Source organism: Tianxiuia mixotrophica (assembly GCF_050596425.1).
Taxonomy (GTDB): Bacteria; Bacillota; Clostridia; order Peptostreptococcales; family Acidaminobacteraceae.
In genome coordinates this window covers 4,332,053-4,346,370 of sequence record NZ_CP192292.1, presented here as the reverse complement: position 1 = coordinate 4,346,370, position 14,318 = coordinate 4,332,053, and the positions used below count along the sequence as shown (strand labels likewise).

Here is a 14,318-nt window from a genome sequence, read left to right as displayed (position 1 = left end):
GTCATAAAAGCTGTTTCTAAAATGAAATATTAGGGTAAAGATTACATTGTTATGCTTTACCCGATTCAACGGGAGTAATGTATCGATCCACAACGTTCTGAAAGGAAGGTGTCGTAATGGCAAGAGCTGTTCATGAGAAGACAATTTCTCTGGACCTAAACGACCTGCCGCAAGACAAGCTGCAGGAACTTGACGCATATATCGACAGCTTGGAAGACAAGAAGGGATCCCTGATTCATGTTCTTCATAGAGCACAGAATCTATTCGGTTACCTTCCCATGGAGGTCCAGCTGTATATTGCGCGCAAACTTGATGTACCAGGGGCGAAGGTATTTGGTGTGGTAAGCTTCTACTCTTACTTCACGACAGAACCTCGTGGAAAACACACAATCAGTGTCTGTATGGGGACGGCTTGTTTCGTAAAAGGCAGCGAGGACGTACTGAAAAAGTTTATGAATGAGCTGGGTATTGAGAAAAACGGTGGCATGTCAGAAGACAAGATGTTCACAGTTCGAGATGTTCGCTGTATCGGAGCATGTGGTCTCGCTCCAGTGGTTATGGTGGGCGAGAAGGTTTATGGTCATGTTAAGAAGGATGATGTCAAAACTATAATCGATGAATACAGAAAGGAGTCTGACGATGCCAATTAAGTCACTTGATGAACTTAAAAAAATTCGCGAAGAGCATATGAAAAAAGTAGAACTTCGTGAGACCGGCCAAGTTGAAGGCGATACAACTGAAATTTTAGTTGGTATGGCAACATGCGGCATAGCTGCAGGTGCCCGAGAAACCCTTTCTGCTATTTTGGATGAGATCGAGAAAAAAGGTCTAAAAAATGTTCGTGTGGTTCAGGTGGGCTGTATGGGCTACTGTCATTCAGAGCCAACGGTTCAGGTGAATAAGCCGGGTCAAGAACCTGTGCTTTATGGAAAAATTGACCCTGAGGCCGTTAAGGACATGTTCGATAAACATATTGAGGGCGATGAGCTTCTTGATGATCACATTCTGATTAAAACATTCGATAAAGCGTAGGGAGGGATGAAATTGGCAAAGATTAGAAGCCATATCATGGTCTGTGGCGGTACTGGCTGTGTCGCGTCCCGGAGTGAAGAGCTCATCGACACTTTAAAGTCAGAACTGAAGACGGTCGGCTATGATCAGGAAATAAAAGTCGTAAAGACGGGCTGTTTTGGTTTTTGCGGTCAGGGACCCATCGTAAAAATCCATCCGGATAACGTATTTTATGTAAAAGTTATGCCAGAAGATGCGGGGGAAATTGTCGCAGAACACATCGTTAAAGGTCGTACTGTGGAAAGACTACTGTTTGAAGACCCTGAAGCCAAAGTAAAACAGGACAAACATTCACAGATGAATTTCTATAAAAAGCAGTACAGGATTGCTCTGCGTAACTGCGGAACGATCAATCCTGAAGACATTAATGAATACATTGCCTTCAGAGGCTATGAAGCCCTGGGTAAGGTCTTAACGGAAATGTCTCCAGAAGATGTTATTCAAACAATTAAGCAAGCTGGCCTAAGAGGCCGTGGAGGCGGTGGCTTCCCAACGGGGCTCAAATGGGAGCTTACATATAAAGAAAAAAATGATGAGAAATACATCATTTGCAACGCCGATGAGGGCGATCCAGGGGCGTTTATGGACCGTTCCATCCTTGAGGGTGATCCACACAGTGTTATTGAAGCCATGGCTATTGGTGGTTATGCCATTGGTGCCAACAAGGGTATTGTTTACATTCGTGCTGAGTATCCACTGGCAATCAATAGACTTAAAATTGCAATGAACCAGGCCAAAGAATCAGGCCTACTGGGTAAGGATATATTTGGCACAGGCTTTGATTTTGATCTTGAAATCCGCTTGGGCGCCGGGGCCTTTGTCTGTGGTGAAGAAACGGCACTCATTCATTCTGTGGAGGGCAGCCGTGGTGAGCCAACAAAGAAACCACCTTATCCATCTGTTTCAGGATATAAGGAAAAACCAACGTGTGTATGTAACGTAGAGACCTATGCCAATGTCTGTCCAATTATTCTGAATGGACCAGAATGGTTCAGTTCCATTGGCACAGAAAAATCAAAGGGTACCAAAGTTTTCGCCCTTGCAGGTAAGGTTAATAATGTTGGTCTTGTGGAAGTGCCAATGGGTACGACTTTAAGAGAAATCATCTACGATATAGGCGGCGGCATTTATCAGGACAAGGAATTCAAGGCTGTGCAGACAGGTGGGCCATCGGGCGGCGTTATCACCTCAGCAGATCTTGATACACCTATAGATTATGAAAGCCTAAAGGCTATTGGCTCCATGATGGGATCAGGCGGAATGATCGTTATGGATGAAGATGATGACATGGTTAAAATCTCCAAGTTCTATCTTGAGTTTACACAGGAAGAATCTTGTGGCAAATGTACACCATGTCGAGTTGGAACAAGACGTTTGTTTGAAACCCTAGAAAAAATAACCGCTGGGGAAGGCACCATGGATGATCTTGATAATATGGAACAACTCTGTTACATGATTAAAGACTCCGCTCTTTGCGGTCTTGGACAAACAGCTCCAAATCCAATCCTGTCCACTATGAACTATTTCCATCAGGAATATGTGGATTATGTGACAGGTCAAAAGAAAACCAAGTATTCAATCGTTGAAGATAAATGTATCGGTTGTACGGCGTGTGCAAGAAAGTGTCCAGTTGATTGTATTGCGGGTGAAGTGAAAAAGCCGCATGTTATTGATGAAGAGGCTTGTATTGCTTGCGGTGCTTGTTATGACGCTTGTAAATTTGATGCGGTACTTAAACCTTAAGGGAGGTGGCAGATATGGATATGATCAAACTCACAATCAACGACATTGAAGTTGAAGTTCCAAAGGGAACAACTGTGCTGGATGCAGCTAAGAAAGTCAATGCGCACATTCCGACACTTTGCCATATGAACCTTGAAGGTTTTGGAATTGTTAATCAAGTGGCATCGTGCCGTGTCTGTATGGTTGAAGTCGAAGGCAGACCAGCTCTGGTTCCATCATGTTCTGAAATGGTAACAGAGGGCATGGTGGTTCGAACAGATTCCCCTCGAGCCATATCGGCAAGACGTATTTCTGTGGAACTTTTACTGTCAAATCATCCGAAAGATTGTCTGACATGTGCTAAGAATCTTGAGTGTGAACTTCAGTCATTGGCACAAGAACTAGGTGTACGAGAAATTCACTGGGAAGGTGACATGATGAATTATCCTCTGGATGCATCCTCACTTTCTCTTGTAAAAGACCCGAATAAATGTGTTATGTGCCGTCGGTGTGAAACCATGTGTAATGATGTTCAAACATGTGGTATCCTGTCAGGCCTTAATAGAGGCTTTGATGCCTTTGTCGGACCAGCCTTTAACCTACCTATGTCTGAAACGTCATGTACTTACTGTGGCCAGTGTGTTGCAGTGTGTCCAACGGCGGCTCTGACAGAAGTTAACAACACCAAGAAGGTCTGGTCAGCGATTACAAATCCAAATAAGCATGTGGTTGTTCAGGTGGCACCGGCCATCCGTGTGGCCATAGGGGAAATGTTTGGTATGGAACCAGGGGCTATTACAACAGGTCAATTGGCGGCGTCCCTAAGAAGAATGGGATTTGACGCTGTCTTTGATACGGACTGGGCAGCAGACTTAACCATTATGGAAGAGGCGTCTGAACTGGTTCATAGAATTGAAAACAAGGGAACCCTCCCAATCCTGACATCCTGCTGTCCGGCCTGGGTCAAGTTCTTTGAACATCAATTCCCTGATCTACTTGATATACCATCGTCTTGTAAGTCTCCTCAAATCATGCTTGGAGCTATGGCTAAGTCTTACTACGCTGATAAAGTTGGCATAAAGCCAGAAGACATCACTGTGGTTTCGATCATGCCTTGCCTTGCTAAAAAAGCAGAGGCGGCACGTTCTGAACTAACAAAAGACGAGAACCAAAACGTTGATGTCGTTGTCACCACAAGGGAGTTTGGCGCTATGCTCAAGGAAGCTGGTATTGACTTTGCATCACTTCCAGAGAGTGATTTTGATTCCCTACTGGGTGAATCAACAGGCGCTGGTGTCATCTTCGGTGCAACAGGTGGTGTTATTGAAGCGGCTGTTCGTACAGCGGCAGAATGGATCACTGGTGAAGAAATCAATGAAGTGGACTACCATGCCCTTCGTGGTCTTGATGGTATTCGTGAAGCCACAGTTAAAATTGGGGATATGGATATAAACATCGGTATTGCCCACGGGCTTGGCAATGCAAGAAGAATGCTTGAAGACATAAAATCAGGCAAGTCCAAGTACCATGCCATTGAAATTATGGCCTGCCCAGGTGGCTGTATAGGCGGTGGCGGACAGCCATACCACCACGGTGATATGGAAATTATCCGTAAACGTGCCGAAGCCATTTATAAGGAAGATGCCATGAAGACTCGGCGTAAGTCTCATGAAAATCCTATGATCAAGAAGATCTATGAAGAGTATCTAGGCAAGCCTTATGGGGATCGCGCGCATGAGCTTCTTCACACTCATTATGTGGCTAAGGATAAGATTTAAATTTAGACTTAAATCTAGATTTTAAAAATTAAAAGTGTTAAGGACCCGCTAAAAATTGTTCCCCCGAACGGTTGGCGGGTCCTTTTCTTTGTGTATCAAGGAATAAACAGCGCTGCACTGCTTTGAGTTTGTTATGAAGATTGCTGGAAAACCCCTTCTTCTGGCAGGGATTGTTTTTGATATTACAAATCAAAAATCTTTAGAGGCTGAACTAGAACGCTTGGCTAGAATGGATGATTTGACCCAAATTATGAACCGCCGGACCATATTTGAATTCTTGGAAAATGAAATAAAGCGTTCCTTGCGTGACCATCACAAGTTCAGTGTTATTATGATGGATATTGATCATTTCAAAAAGGTGAATGATAACTATGGTCATGTTCTTGGAGATCAAGTTCTCATAGAAGTGGCTGGGCTCATGGGTGAAGAGATTCGGGAGATTGATGGTCTGGGTCGGTATGGGGGCGAGGCGTTTTTAGTGGTTCTAAGCGGTACAGAATCTTCAGAGGCCTTCCGAGTGGCAGAGCGGATTCGAAACCGAATTGCAGGGCATGTGTTTGCATCAGGCATTCGGGTGACTATAAGCGCTGGCTTAAGCATTTACCATGGTCAAGATATACATAAACTGGTCAGCCAAGCGGATGAAAATTTATACCGGGCCAAGGAGGGTGGACGCAACTGTGTTAATTGTTAAAGTCCAGGGTTTAGTAGAAAATTAGCAGCCTACCAATTTTGTGTAGAAAACAAAGATTTTCATTGACAGATTATTCTTTCACGGCTAGAATAAGTATCAATAATTGAAGCTAAAAAAACTTGAAAATTATAAATCGAAAGAAATTCTTTGATTGGAAATAGTACTCAATTAGGAAAAGTCACAGCGAGCCGGGGCAGGTGGGAGCCGGTACGGAAACTATTGGGGAATGGGTCCATGAGAAGCCATGTGAAACATTTTGGATTAGCATGTGTCGGGGAGGTTAAACCCCGTTAGCAAACATGAATATCGTCTTGAGATAAGACCGTATTGACAGAGTGAAATGCAAAAGTTATATAACTTGGGTGGCATAGCGAAATAAACACATTTCGTCCCAGTGGGGATGAGGTGTGTATTTTTTTGCAATTGAATGGAACCCAGTGGGGCATAGTCCCAATATAACCCTAGGCATTTAAGCCGGGTGGCAACGCGAAGACACTTCGTCCCAGTAATAGGGATGAAGTGTCTTTTTTTGTGCAGGTCGCACGTGAATAGAAGTGGAGGATGAACCCTATGGACATGAAAATCATAAAGAAAAGAACCAGTCGAGTGGCTTACAGTGTAGAACCTGACCCACTGAAAATCTATAAACGCTTAAAAAATATGGGAAAGGGCTTTCTTTTTGAAAGCGCAGACCGATGTGGTGTTGTGGGACGGTACTCCCTAATTGGAGTCAATCCAGTTCTAGAAGTTAAGGCTCTCGGGACAAGGGTCACACTAGAATATGAAGACCAGGCTCAGGTCTTTGAGGAAGATCCATTTAAGATCATCAAAAAAATTCTTGGCGGGAATGGAGCGCAAAAAAATAGGAAGTCCTCTCAAGAAGATGACTGTGAGCTTCCCTTTTCTCAAGGGGGGCTGGCAGGCTACATAGGGTATGATGCCATCCGACACATAGAAAACATAGGGGGTCAACTTGTTCAAACAAGCCATGACCCAGACGATTTACACCTCATCCTTCCCCAGCACCTGCTTGTGATTGACAGGGAAGACAAGTGTCTGCATGTGATTGAATTCGGTCTGACACCCATTGATGAGAATGTGCAGGACGACGAGACATTTTTAAATGCTGAAGAAGGTTGCTGTGATAAAGGGGCGGTCCCCTTCATGAAAAAGCTGGAAAAAATCCTTGAAGAGGAAGTAAAAGAAACAAGGGATTCCGTCTTAGAAGACCAGATCAAAATAAGAGAAAATGGCGCACTGGAACTTTCAGAAAAATGGAGATCAGATTTGAAACAAAAAGACTTCCAGGGTTTTGTGATGACAGCTAAGGATCATATCGCAAGGGGAGACGCCTTTCAAATCGTTTTTTCCAGGCGTCTTGAAAAAGAAACAAGTCTTACTGGACTGGAAGTCTATAAGACCCTAAGACGGCTTAATCCATCCCCTTACATGTTTATTGTAAGCACTGGAAAATCAGAAATTGTAGGGGCTTCCCCAGAAACCATGGTCAATTTGAAAAGCGGTACAGCCACAATTCACCCTATTGCAGGCACAAGACCACGCGGCAAGGACAAGCAAGAAGACATGGCCAATGAAAAGGCACTGAAATGTGATGTCAAAGAAAATGCAGAACACCTAATGCTTGTTGATCTTGCTCGGAATGATATTGGGAGAATTTCTATACCAGGAACGGTCACTGTGCCAAAGTTCAAAACCATCGAGCGATTTTCCCATGTTATGCATATTGTTTCAGAGGTGACAGGCCAGGTTCAAGAGGGTATGGACGCTGTGGATGTATTCAAGGCTTGTTTCCCTGCGGGAACAGTATCGGGTGCCCCAAAGGTCAAGGCCATGTCCATACTGGCTGAAAACGAAAGGGTTAAAAGGGGGATATATGCAGGCGCTGTGGGGTGGATTGGCAGAGACGGAAATATGGACACTTGTATTGCCATACGAACAGCCGTCCTTCGAGAGGGGCGAATTCAGGTCCAGGCTGGAGGGGGCATAGTGAAAGACTCAGATCCAGAAATGGAATTTATGGAGACCATTCATAAGTCAGCGAGTATTATGCGGGCTGTTGAACTTGCAGAAGGCTTAAAAAAACTAAAAAACAAGGAGGCATAGCATGATTTTAGTTATAGACAATTACGATTCATTCACCTACAACATCGTTCAGTATCTGGGAATATTAAATAAGGCTGTTACGGTTTGGAGAAATGATGCCTTTGAACTGGAAGCCATCAAGGCCCTTGATCCAGAGGCAATTATCTTGTCTCCTGGTCCTGGCCATCCAGAAGAAGCGGGCTTGACCCTGCGTGTGATTGAAACATACAAGACCGAATACCCTATACTGGGAATTTGTTTGGGACATCAGGCGATTGGGCATAGTGAAGGGGCTTTAGTCAACAAGGCAAAAGATCAATTACACGGAAAAACAAGTATAATCCACCATGAAGAAGGTGGGATCTTCGAGGGCATTGTTAGTCCAGTGGAGGTTGTGCGTTACCACTCTTTGGTGATAGATGTCAAAAGCTTGCCCGAACAATTGACCGTTCTGGCTAGGGACGAGAAAGGGGAAATAATGGCTGTAAAACATAAAGACCATCCCCTCTATGGGCTGCAATTTCATCCGGAATCTTACAGCACAAGCCATGGTATGGCCATGCTGGAAAATTTCATAAATATAGCAAAGAACCACAAGACGGCATTGTAAATGTGTCCTAAGTCAGAGGACCTGAGGTGAAAACAAGAAGGAGGTTCAAATGAAATCCATCATAATGAAAACAATCAATCAGGAGAGTCTATCTTTTCAAGAGGCAAAACGGATTTTTGACTATATTCTAAGCGGACGAGCAAGTCAGGCGGAAATAGCCAGTGTCTTGACAGCCTTAAAAATAAAGGGAGAGACCCCTGAAGAAATTGCAGGTGCAGCCTGTGCCCTGCGTCAAAGAACCATGCGGTCCAAGGTTGGTGGAACCGTTGTAGATACCTGTGGAACGGGAGGCGATGGCAGTGGAAGCTTTAATATATCCACTGCAAGTGCTTTTGTTGTCGCTGGGGCAGGGGTCAAGGTGGCAAAGCATGGAAACAGGTCTGTGACAAGTCGTTCTGGCAGTGCAGATGTTCTTGAGGCTTTGGGGGTTTACGTAATGAACGATGAGACCACCTCCCTAAAGACCTTAAAAGAAACAGGTATGGGTTTCTTTTATGCCCCAAGCATTCATAAATCCATGAAGAGTGTCATGCCTGTGCGAAAAGCTTTGGGCTTTCGCACCGTTTTTAATCTCATTGGTCCCCTTTGTAACCCAGTTGACTTGTCGGGGCAAATAATAGGTGTTGGGGACAAAAGGTCTCTTGTAAAAATGGCTGAAGCAGGGCGGATAATGGGCCTTGATAACACCCTTTTTCTATCGAGTGAAAATGGTCTTGACGAACTGACCCTGATGGGCAGTAACAAGGCCATCCATGTGAATAATGGTCAGCTCAAAGACCATATAATATGCGCTAAAGATATGGGTTTTGAGGAAAGACCAGACAGGGCATTAAAGGGCGGATCATCAGAAGACAATGCCAAGATTATGTTGTCCTTGCTTGAAGGCATCCCTTCGGCCCACTTAGACGCTGTTCTACTCAATGCGGGTGCAGCCTTGTACGTGGCTGGAAAAGCATCATCCATTAAGGAGGGGGTTGTGGTGGCAAGAGCCTCTGTGGAGAGTGGCAATGCCCTTAAAATGCTAGAAGGCCTAAAGCGATTGTGCCCTCGAAGTGGACATGATCATGGGTCCAGTGTAAATCTTGTCTCAAAAGCGTCAAAATATGGGGCGTGAAGGGAGAAAACCATGCATGACATTTTAAAAGAAATTGTTTCAAGCCGGATTATGCGTATCGAAACGGTCAAAGCAGGATACACAGAAAAGGAGAGACTTCAAATTCATAAAAGGGCCCTTCAACAAAGGAGAAGGCTTCGTCAAACTTTTAAGCAGGCCCTTGTCAATAAACGGAGTGAGAGGGCTGTCATAGCAGAGTTTAAGAGGGCCTCTCCTTCAAAGGGAGACATCAATGCAGGTGCATGTCCCCAAGCCCAGAGCCTTAAATATGAGAAAAATGGCGCCTGCGCCATATCGGTCTTAACAGAACCAGATTTTTTTAAAGGGAGTCTGAAAGACTTGCGCGCCGTGAGCCAGGCCGTGGCCATACCTATCTTGTGCAAGGATTTTATTGTAGACCCCATACAAGTTGATTTTGCAAAAATCAGTGGAGCAGATGCCATCCTTCTCATTGCGGGGATACTGGATCAAAGCCAGCTCAACCAGCTCTATATGTACGCCCGGTCCCTTGACTTAGATGTTCTTGTTGAAGCCCACAACCAGCTTGAGCTTATGAAGGCACTCAAGTTAAAAGAGGCCGTGATTGGCATTAACAATCGAAACCTTAGAACCTTTGAAACAGATATTAAAGTCACAGAAAGACTTATGGCCCTCATCCCCCAAAACAGGCTGGTGGTCAGTGAAAGCGGCATAAAGTCAAGCGCTGATATGGATAGATTAGTCAAAAGAGGAGCCCATGCCTTTCTTGTTGGCGAAAGCTTAATGACCAGTCAAGATCAAGATTTTTTAAGGGCTTTCACTGGCTATGATTCTAAATGTCGCATTAAAATGTGTGGTTTGAGACGAATAAGTGATGTACGAATTGCCAATGAACTGCATGTGGACTATGTGGGGTTTGTCTTTGCCAGCAGCAAACGACAAGTCAGTGTTGAAACCGCTAAGAGTCTTATAGCAGAACTGGATCCATCCATAAGAAGTGTTGGTGTCTTTGTGGATAAGGCCAAAGAAGATGTTGTCAGAATAGCGGAGATTTGTGGTCTGGATATCGTCCAGCTCCATGGACAGGAAGTGGTGGAAAACTACGATATAAATCGACCCGTGTGGAAATCCATTGCTGTAAAGGCTGATCAGCCGGTGCATGACCCGCCACATATCCCTGGGGCGTCAGGTCTTGTGTATGATACCTTTCATAAAAATATGGCAGGCGGGACAGGCAAAAGTTTTTTGTGGGAAAAAGCCCTGCCAGATAATCAGGGGTACCGAATATCAGCCGGTGGTCTTCATGAAGGCAACGTAAAAGATTGTATTGAAACCCTAAGGCCTGATGTGGTGGATATAAGCTCTGGGATTGAATCTGGTGCTTACAAGGACCCTGAAAAGATGCGTTCTTTTGTCAAAGTGGTGCGGTCACTTTAAAAGCAAATTTGAACAGAGTATGAAAATGATAAATGGAAAGAAAGCGGGAATAATAATGACAAAACATACTGGTTACTTTGGAAAATTTGGAGGACGTTTTGTCCCCGAAACATTGATGCAACCCCTTGAAAATTTAGAAAAAGCTTATTATGAGGCCATGAAAGATGAAGATTTTTTGAGGGACTTGGCCAACCTATACACACATTATAGTGGCAGACCCACCCCGGTGTATTATGCCAAGAGGTTGAGTGATAGCATAGGCGGTGCAAAGATTTATCTAAAAAGAGAAGACCTTAATCACACTGGGGCCCACAAGCTCAATAACGTGCTTGGCCAGGTTCTGCTGGCTCAAAGAATGGGCAAGAAAAATATTATTGCAGAAACGGGCGCAGGTCAGCACGGGGTTGCCACTGCAACGGTTTGTGCCTTATTTGGACTGAAGTGCACAGTCTATATGGGACAAGTGGATATTGAGAGACAGGCCTCCAACGTATCAAGGATGAAACTTCTTGGAGCAAAAGTTAAACCTGTTCTTGAAGGAGAAGGGACATTGAAGGATGCTACAAGTGCTGCCATTCGCGACTGGGTGGCTGATGCAGAGGATATATTTTATGTGATCGGTTCGGTTGTCGGGCCCCATCCCTATCCCCTAATGGTTCGGTCTTTTCAGAAAATCATTGGTGAAGAAGCCCGCAGGCAAATTCTAGAAATGACAGGTCGGCTTCCAGACATACTTGTGGCAGCCATAGGTGGAGGCAGCAATGCCATTGGACTTTTCCATCCCTTCGAGAAAGACCAAACCGTAAAAATGCTCGGTGTGGAAGCGGGTGGTCTGTCAAACGAAGTGGGAGAACATGCTAAAACAATAGGACTTGGCAGGGACGGCATTATCCATGGGATGCGCACGGTCCTTCTGCATGATGATAAGGGACATATCGCCCCTGTGCATTCCATATCGGCTGGACTGGATTATCCTGGTGTTGGTCCTGAACATGCTTTTTATCATGAGTCAGGCCGTGCAAAGTATATAGGGATTAAAGACAAGGAGGCTCTGGAAGCCTTTCACATTCTGAGCCGTATGGAGGGCATAATTCCAGCCCTTGAAAGTGCCCATGCCCTGGCGGGGGCTATGGAAACAGCTCGGAATATGGGCAAAGACAAAATAATACTTGTTAATTTGTCGGGACGAGGGGATAAGGATATGGACACTGTATTGAAAATGGAAAGCGAGCGAAACCATGAAGAATAAAATCCTAATGCCCTTTTTCATGTTGGGCCAATTTGATGAAGAGACAACTCTTGATTTGGTTGAAATGGCAGTCCGTGGAGGGGCCGATTATTTAGAGCTGGGTATTCCACATACAGATCCTCTGGCTGATGGGAAACTTCTTAGGGAGACTGCACACAAGGCCATTGCGGGCGGTATGACCCCAAGGAAAGCCATTGATATGGTTTTCAAAATTAGAAAGATGCATCAAGACATCCCCATTTACATCCTGGTGTATCTCAACACCCTTTTTGGATTTGGTGTAGAGGCATTTATCGAAGCGGTTGAGGATGCAGGCGCTAGAGGCCTTGTGATACCAGACCTTCCACTTGAAGCTCAAATGGACTTAAAAAGAGAGTTTGATTTTGGCAGACTGGATTTGATCACATTCACTTCACCCACATCGTCAAAACGTATTGAAGACATTGTACAGACTGCCAGTGGCTTTATATATTCCGTGAACTACTTAGGCATCACTGGAAGTCGTCAAAATGGTCATGGAGTAGATGAGCGAGTCATTGCCAATTATAAGGCAATAAAAAAGCATACAAAAGTACCTGTTTTATCTGGATTTGGAATTGATAGTATAGAGTCTGCTAAGCTGGCCTCAGAACATGCTGATGGTGTGATTATTGGATCAAAAATATGTCAAATGCTTGAGATGACTTCAGCATCTGAAAGAGGGCCTAAGCTTTGTGCTTTTATCCAAAGTGTGAAAGCTGTCCTTTAGAAAGATTTATACAATACCCCTTGCATTTTTCTATACAAGTCGTCCTAGTATCTCATTCAAAGATTTTGAGTGAATATGGATACTGTAATGCCAATTACCTAGTGGAGACTGTCCTGATCAAGACTTGTGTAAATTAATACACCTTAATGAATAGGTTTTCTTAAAAAGTGGTATATAATTATTGGGTTGGGATGAATGTTTTATAAGTTTCTGACTTTAAAAGAAAGTCTACAATCTTAAAAGAAAGTCTAAAATTTTAAAAGAAAGCTTCAAGTGAGCGACTTGCAAAATATCATTCAAGAGTCTTCGTTATACCATATATAGTTATTTAAGAATCAAAGGTTCTATATATGTTATGAAGAGGACGTGTATTTGTAATTTTTCAAGCGCCTGAAGTAAGAAAGTCGAAACGAAAAATTCGATGCGAAAGGGTTGGTCGGACATGTTTGGAAGGAATAGAAGCAAGGAAAGCACCAAGGGCAATGATGAACTGGGCAGGCTCAAGATTTGGTTTGAAAAAGTGGCAAATGACGAGATAAAATGGGATGAGAACAAGGACTTGGTTCCTGATTATGTGCTGAAGGCTATGGAAAAAATGGTTTGTAGCAATTGTTCCAGCCATACGCCCATACTACAAAGTACAAATGAACTCATGCGGTTTATGATGGGCATGGATTTTGTGAAAGATATGATAAATGATGTCAATGAACAGGCAGAAGTTGTTGAAACCGTTGCAGCGAGCAGTCAGGAAATGTCAGCAACCATTGAAGACGTCTCCCATTTTGTCAGTGATTCAACCAAGGCAGCCAATGACACTGTTGAGGCAACGCGTGACAGTATGAAGCAGGTTATGGACGCCTTTGACTTTATCCAGACCTCCTTTGAACAAGTTATGGAAACCAACAAGCAAATTGAGGGTGTGCGTGACAAGACGACAAAAATCGATGAAATGGTGGAACTCATCAAGTCCGTTGCAGACCAGACCAACTTATTGGCTCTGAATGCTTCCATTGAAGCGGCTCGGGCAGGAGAAGCCGGCAGAGGTTTTTCTGTTGTGGCAGAGGAAATCAAGAAATTGGCGGAGAGCACCAAAGAATCAGTGGATTTTATCCAGTCAAGCATTGATGAACTTCGTGGACAAATCGGACAGGCAGTCAAGTCCATGGAAGGGTCTCAAAAAGTTTTTGAAAAAGGCAAAGCGCGGGTGGAAGATGCCACAAAGGCTATTGATGAGGCCGTGCGTGGTGTGGAAGGCATACAAGGCAATATGGGACAAATCAGTTCAAGCATAGATCAGCAGACGGCGGCTTCCCAAGAAGTTGCAGGCAACTTGACAGTCATTAATGACCAGACAAAACAACTCTATGGGGAGTGTGTTAGAACAGGCCAAGCCATGTTTGATATTTCTGTAGGCATTGATAATTTAAGACGTGATCTGGTACATAATGCTGATTATATTAATGATGCTGACTCCATTGATTTGTGTATTACCGACCATCTCAATTGGCGCTGGAGGATATATAACATGATCCTAGGGTATGATAAAATCGACCCAGCGGCTATGGGAGACCATACAAAGTGCAGATTGGGCCGCTGGGTCACCATGCGGGGACAATCCAAACCTGAATTTAAAACCATTGTTGAGAAATTGCATGAACCACATAAAAAACTGCATGATCTTGCCATGGAAGCTGTAAAGGCTTATAAGCAAGATGATCATAAAAGCGCAGACAATTACCTGCATCAAATGGATGAATTGTCTGGTTTTGTTGTTAAAATTCTTAATGAGCTGAAAAGACTCACGTAAATTAAT

12 protein-coding genes and 1 other annotated feature are annotated in these 14,318 nt (G+C 44.0%); all 12 genes read left to right on the top strand.

The genetic code is table 11. The features are described from left to right. Nucleotides 1-116: 116 nt before the first annotated feature. On the top strand, nt 117-650 hold the full coding sequence (locus ACQ4KW_RS19290) for an NAD(P)H-dependent oxidoreductase subunit E (protein WP_430884059.1): 534 nt from the start codon (nt 117-119) through the stop codon (nt 648-650). Beyond that, nucleotides 640-1,032 carry a (2Fe-2S) ferredoxin domain-containing protein gene (locus ACQ4KW_RS19285; RefSeq protein ID WP_430884058.1) on the top strand — a complete coding sequence of 131 codons (393 nt, stop codon included), beginning with the start codon at nt 640-642 and terminating at the stop codon, nt 1,030-1,032. The genes ACQ4KW_RS19290 and ACQ4KW_RS19285 overlap by 11 nt, the downstream gene beginning before the upstream one ends. Before the next feature lie 36 nt (nt 1,033-1,068). Beyond that, the gene (locus ACQ4KW_RS19280) at nt 1,069-2,814 is read left to right on the top strand and encodes an NADH-ubiquinone oxidoreductase-F iron-sulfur binding region domain-containing protein (RefSeq protein ID WP_430886609.1); all 1,746 of its coding nucleotides are present in this window, start codon (nt 1,069-1,071) and stop codon (nt 2,812-2,814) included. A 14-nt stretch (nt 2,815-2,828) separates the two neighbouring features. Next, on the top strand, nt 2,829-4,571 hold the full coding sequence (locus ACQ4KW_RS19275; protein ID WP_430884057.1) for an NADH-dependent [FeFe] hydrogenase, group A6: 1,743 nt from the start codon (nt 2,829-2,831) through the stop codon (nt 4,569-4,571). Nucleotides 4,572-4,704: 133 nt separating this feature from the next. Further along, entirely contained in the window at nt 4,705-5,265 is a 561-nt protein-coding gene (locus tag ACQ4KW_RS19270) for a GGDEF domain-containing protein (RefSeq protein WP_430884056.1), read from the top strand. Nucleotides 5,266-5,403: 138 nt separating this feature from the next. After that, nucleotides 5,404-5,662, top strand: a binding site (T-box leader). 173 nt (nt 5,663-5,835) lie between these two features. Beyond that, a complete protein-coding gene (locus ACQ4KW_RS19265; RefSeq protein ID WP_430884055.1) occupies nt 5,836-7,389 on the top strand; it encodes an anthranilate synthase component I family protein in 1,554 nt (517 codons plus the stop codon). A 1-nt stretch (nt 7,390) separates the two neighbouring features. Further along, the gene (locus ACQ4KW_RS19260; RefSeq protein WP_430884054.1) at nt 7,391-7,978 is read left to right on the top strand and encodes an anthranilate synthase component II; all 588 of its coding nucleotides are present in this window, start codon (nt 7,391-7,393) and stop codon (nt 7,976-7,978) included. A gap of 49 nt (nt 7,979-8,027) precedes the next feature. Beyond that, nucleotides 8,028-9,092, top strand: coding sequence for an anthranilate phosphoribosyltransferase (trpD, locus tag ACQ4KW_RS19255; protein ID WP_430884053.1), 1,065 nt, complete (start codon nt 8,028-8,030; stop codon nt 9,090-9,092). A gap of 12 nt (nt 9,093-9,104) precedes the next feature. Further along, nucleotides 9,105-10,508, top strand: coding sequence for an indole-3-glycerol phosphate synthase TrpC (gene trpC, locus ACQ4KW_RS19250; RefSeq protein WP_430884052.1), 1,404 nt, complete (start codon nt 9,105-9,107; stop codon nt 10,506-10,508). A gap of 25 nt (nt 10,509-10,533) precedes the next feature. Further along, a complete protein-coding gene (gene trpB, locus ACQ4KW_RS19245; protein ID WP_430886608.1) occupies nt 10,534-11,757 on the top strand; it encodes a tryptophan synthase subunit beta in 1,224 nt (407 codons plus the stop codon). Continuing rightward, on the top strand, nt 11,747-12,505 hold the full coding sequence (gene trpA, locus ACQ4KW_RS19240) for a tryptophan synthase subunit alpha (RefSeq protein WP_430884051.1): 759 nt from the start codon (nt 11,747-11,749) through the stop codon (nt 12,503-12,505). The genes trpB and trpA overlap by 11 nt, the downstream gene beginning before the upstream one ends. Nucleotides 12,506-12,926: 421 nt before the next feature. After that, nucleotides 12,927-14,312, top strand: coding sequence for a methyl-accepting chemotaxis protein (locus ACQ4KW_RS19235; protein ID WP_430884050.1), 1,386 nt, complete (start codon nt 12,927-12,929; stop codon nt 14,310-14,312). Nucleotides 14,313-14,318 lie beyond the last annotated feature (6 nt).

Excerpts from the sequence above, each read along its gene's own strand:
- trpA (WP_430884051.1), top strand. The coding sequence starts at position 11,747 with ATGAAGAATAAAATCCTAATGCCCTTTTTCATGTTGGGCCAATTTGAT.
- ACQ4KW_RS19270 (WP_430884056.1), top strand. The coding sequence starts at position 4,705 with ATGAAGATTGCTGGAAAACCCCTTCTTCTGGCAGGGATTGTTTTTGAT.
- ACQ4KW_RS19275 (WP_430884057.1), top strand. The coding sequence starts at position 2,829 with ATGGATATGATCAAACTCACAATCAACGACATTGAAGTTGAAGTTCCA.
- trpC (WP_430884052.1), top strand. The coding sequence starts at position 9,105 with ATGCATGACATTTTAAAAGAAATTGTTTCAAGCCGGATTATGCGTATC.
- ACQ4KW_RS19265 (WP_430884055.1), top strand. The coding sequence starts at position 5,836 with ATGGACATGAAAATCATAAAGAAAAGAACCAGTCGAGTGGCTTACAGT.
- trpB (WP_430886608.1), top strand. The coding sequence starts at position 10,534 with ATGATAAATGGAAAGAAAGCGGGAATAATAATGACAAAACATACTGGT.
- ACQ4KW_RS19280 (WP_430886609.1), top strand. The coding sequence starts at position 1,069 with ATGGTCTGTGGCGGTACTGGCTGTGTCGCGTCCCGGAGTGAAGAGCTC.
- ACQ4KW_RS19235 (WP_430884050.1), top strand. The coding sequence starts at position 12,927 with ATGCGAAAGGGTTGGTCGGACATGTTTGGAAGGAATAGAAGCAAGGAA.
- ACQ4KW_RS19290 (WP_430884059.1), top strand. The coding sequence starts at position 117 with ATGGCAAGAGCTGTTCATGAGAAGACAATTTCTCTGGACCTAAACGAC.
- ACQ4KW_RS19285 (WP_430884058.1), top strand. The coding sequence starts at position 640 with ATGCCAATTAAGTCACTTGATGAACTTAAAAAAATTCGCGAAGAGCAT.
- ACQ4KW_RS19260 (WP_430884054.1), top strand. The coding sequence starts at position 7,391 with ATGATTTTAGTTATAGACAATTACGATTCATTCACCTACAACATCGTT.
- trpD (WP_430884053.1), top strand. The coding sequence starts at position 8,028 with ATGAAATCCATCATAATGAAAACAATCAATCAGGAGAGTCTATCTTTT.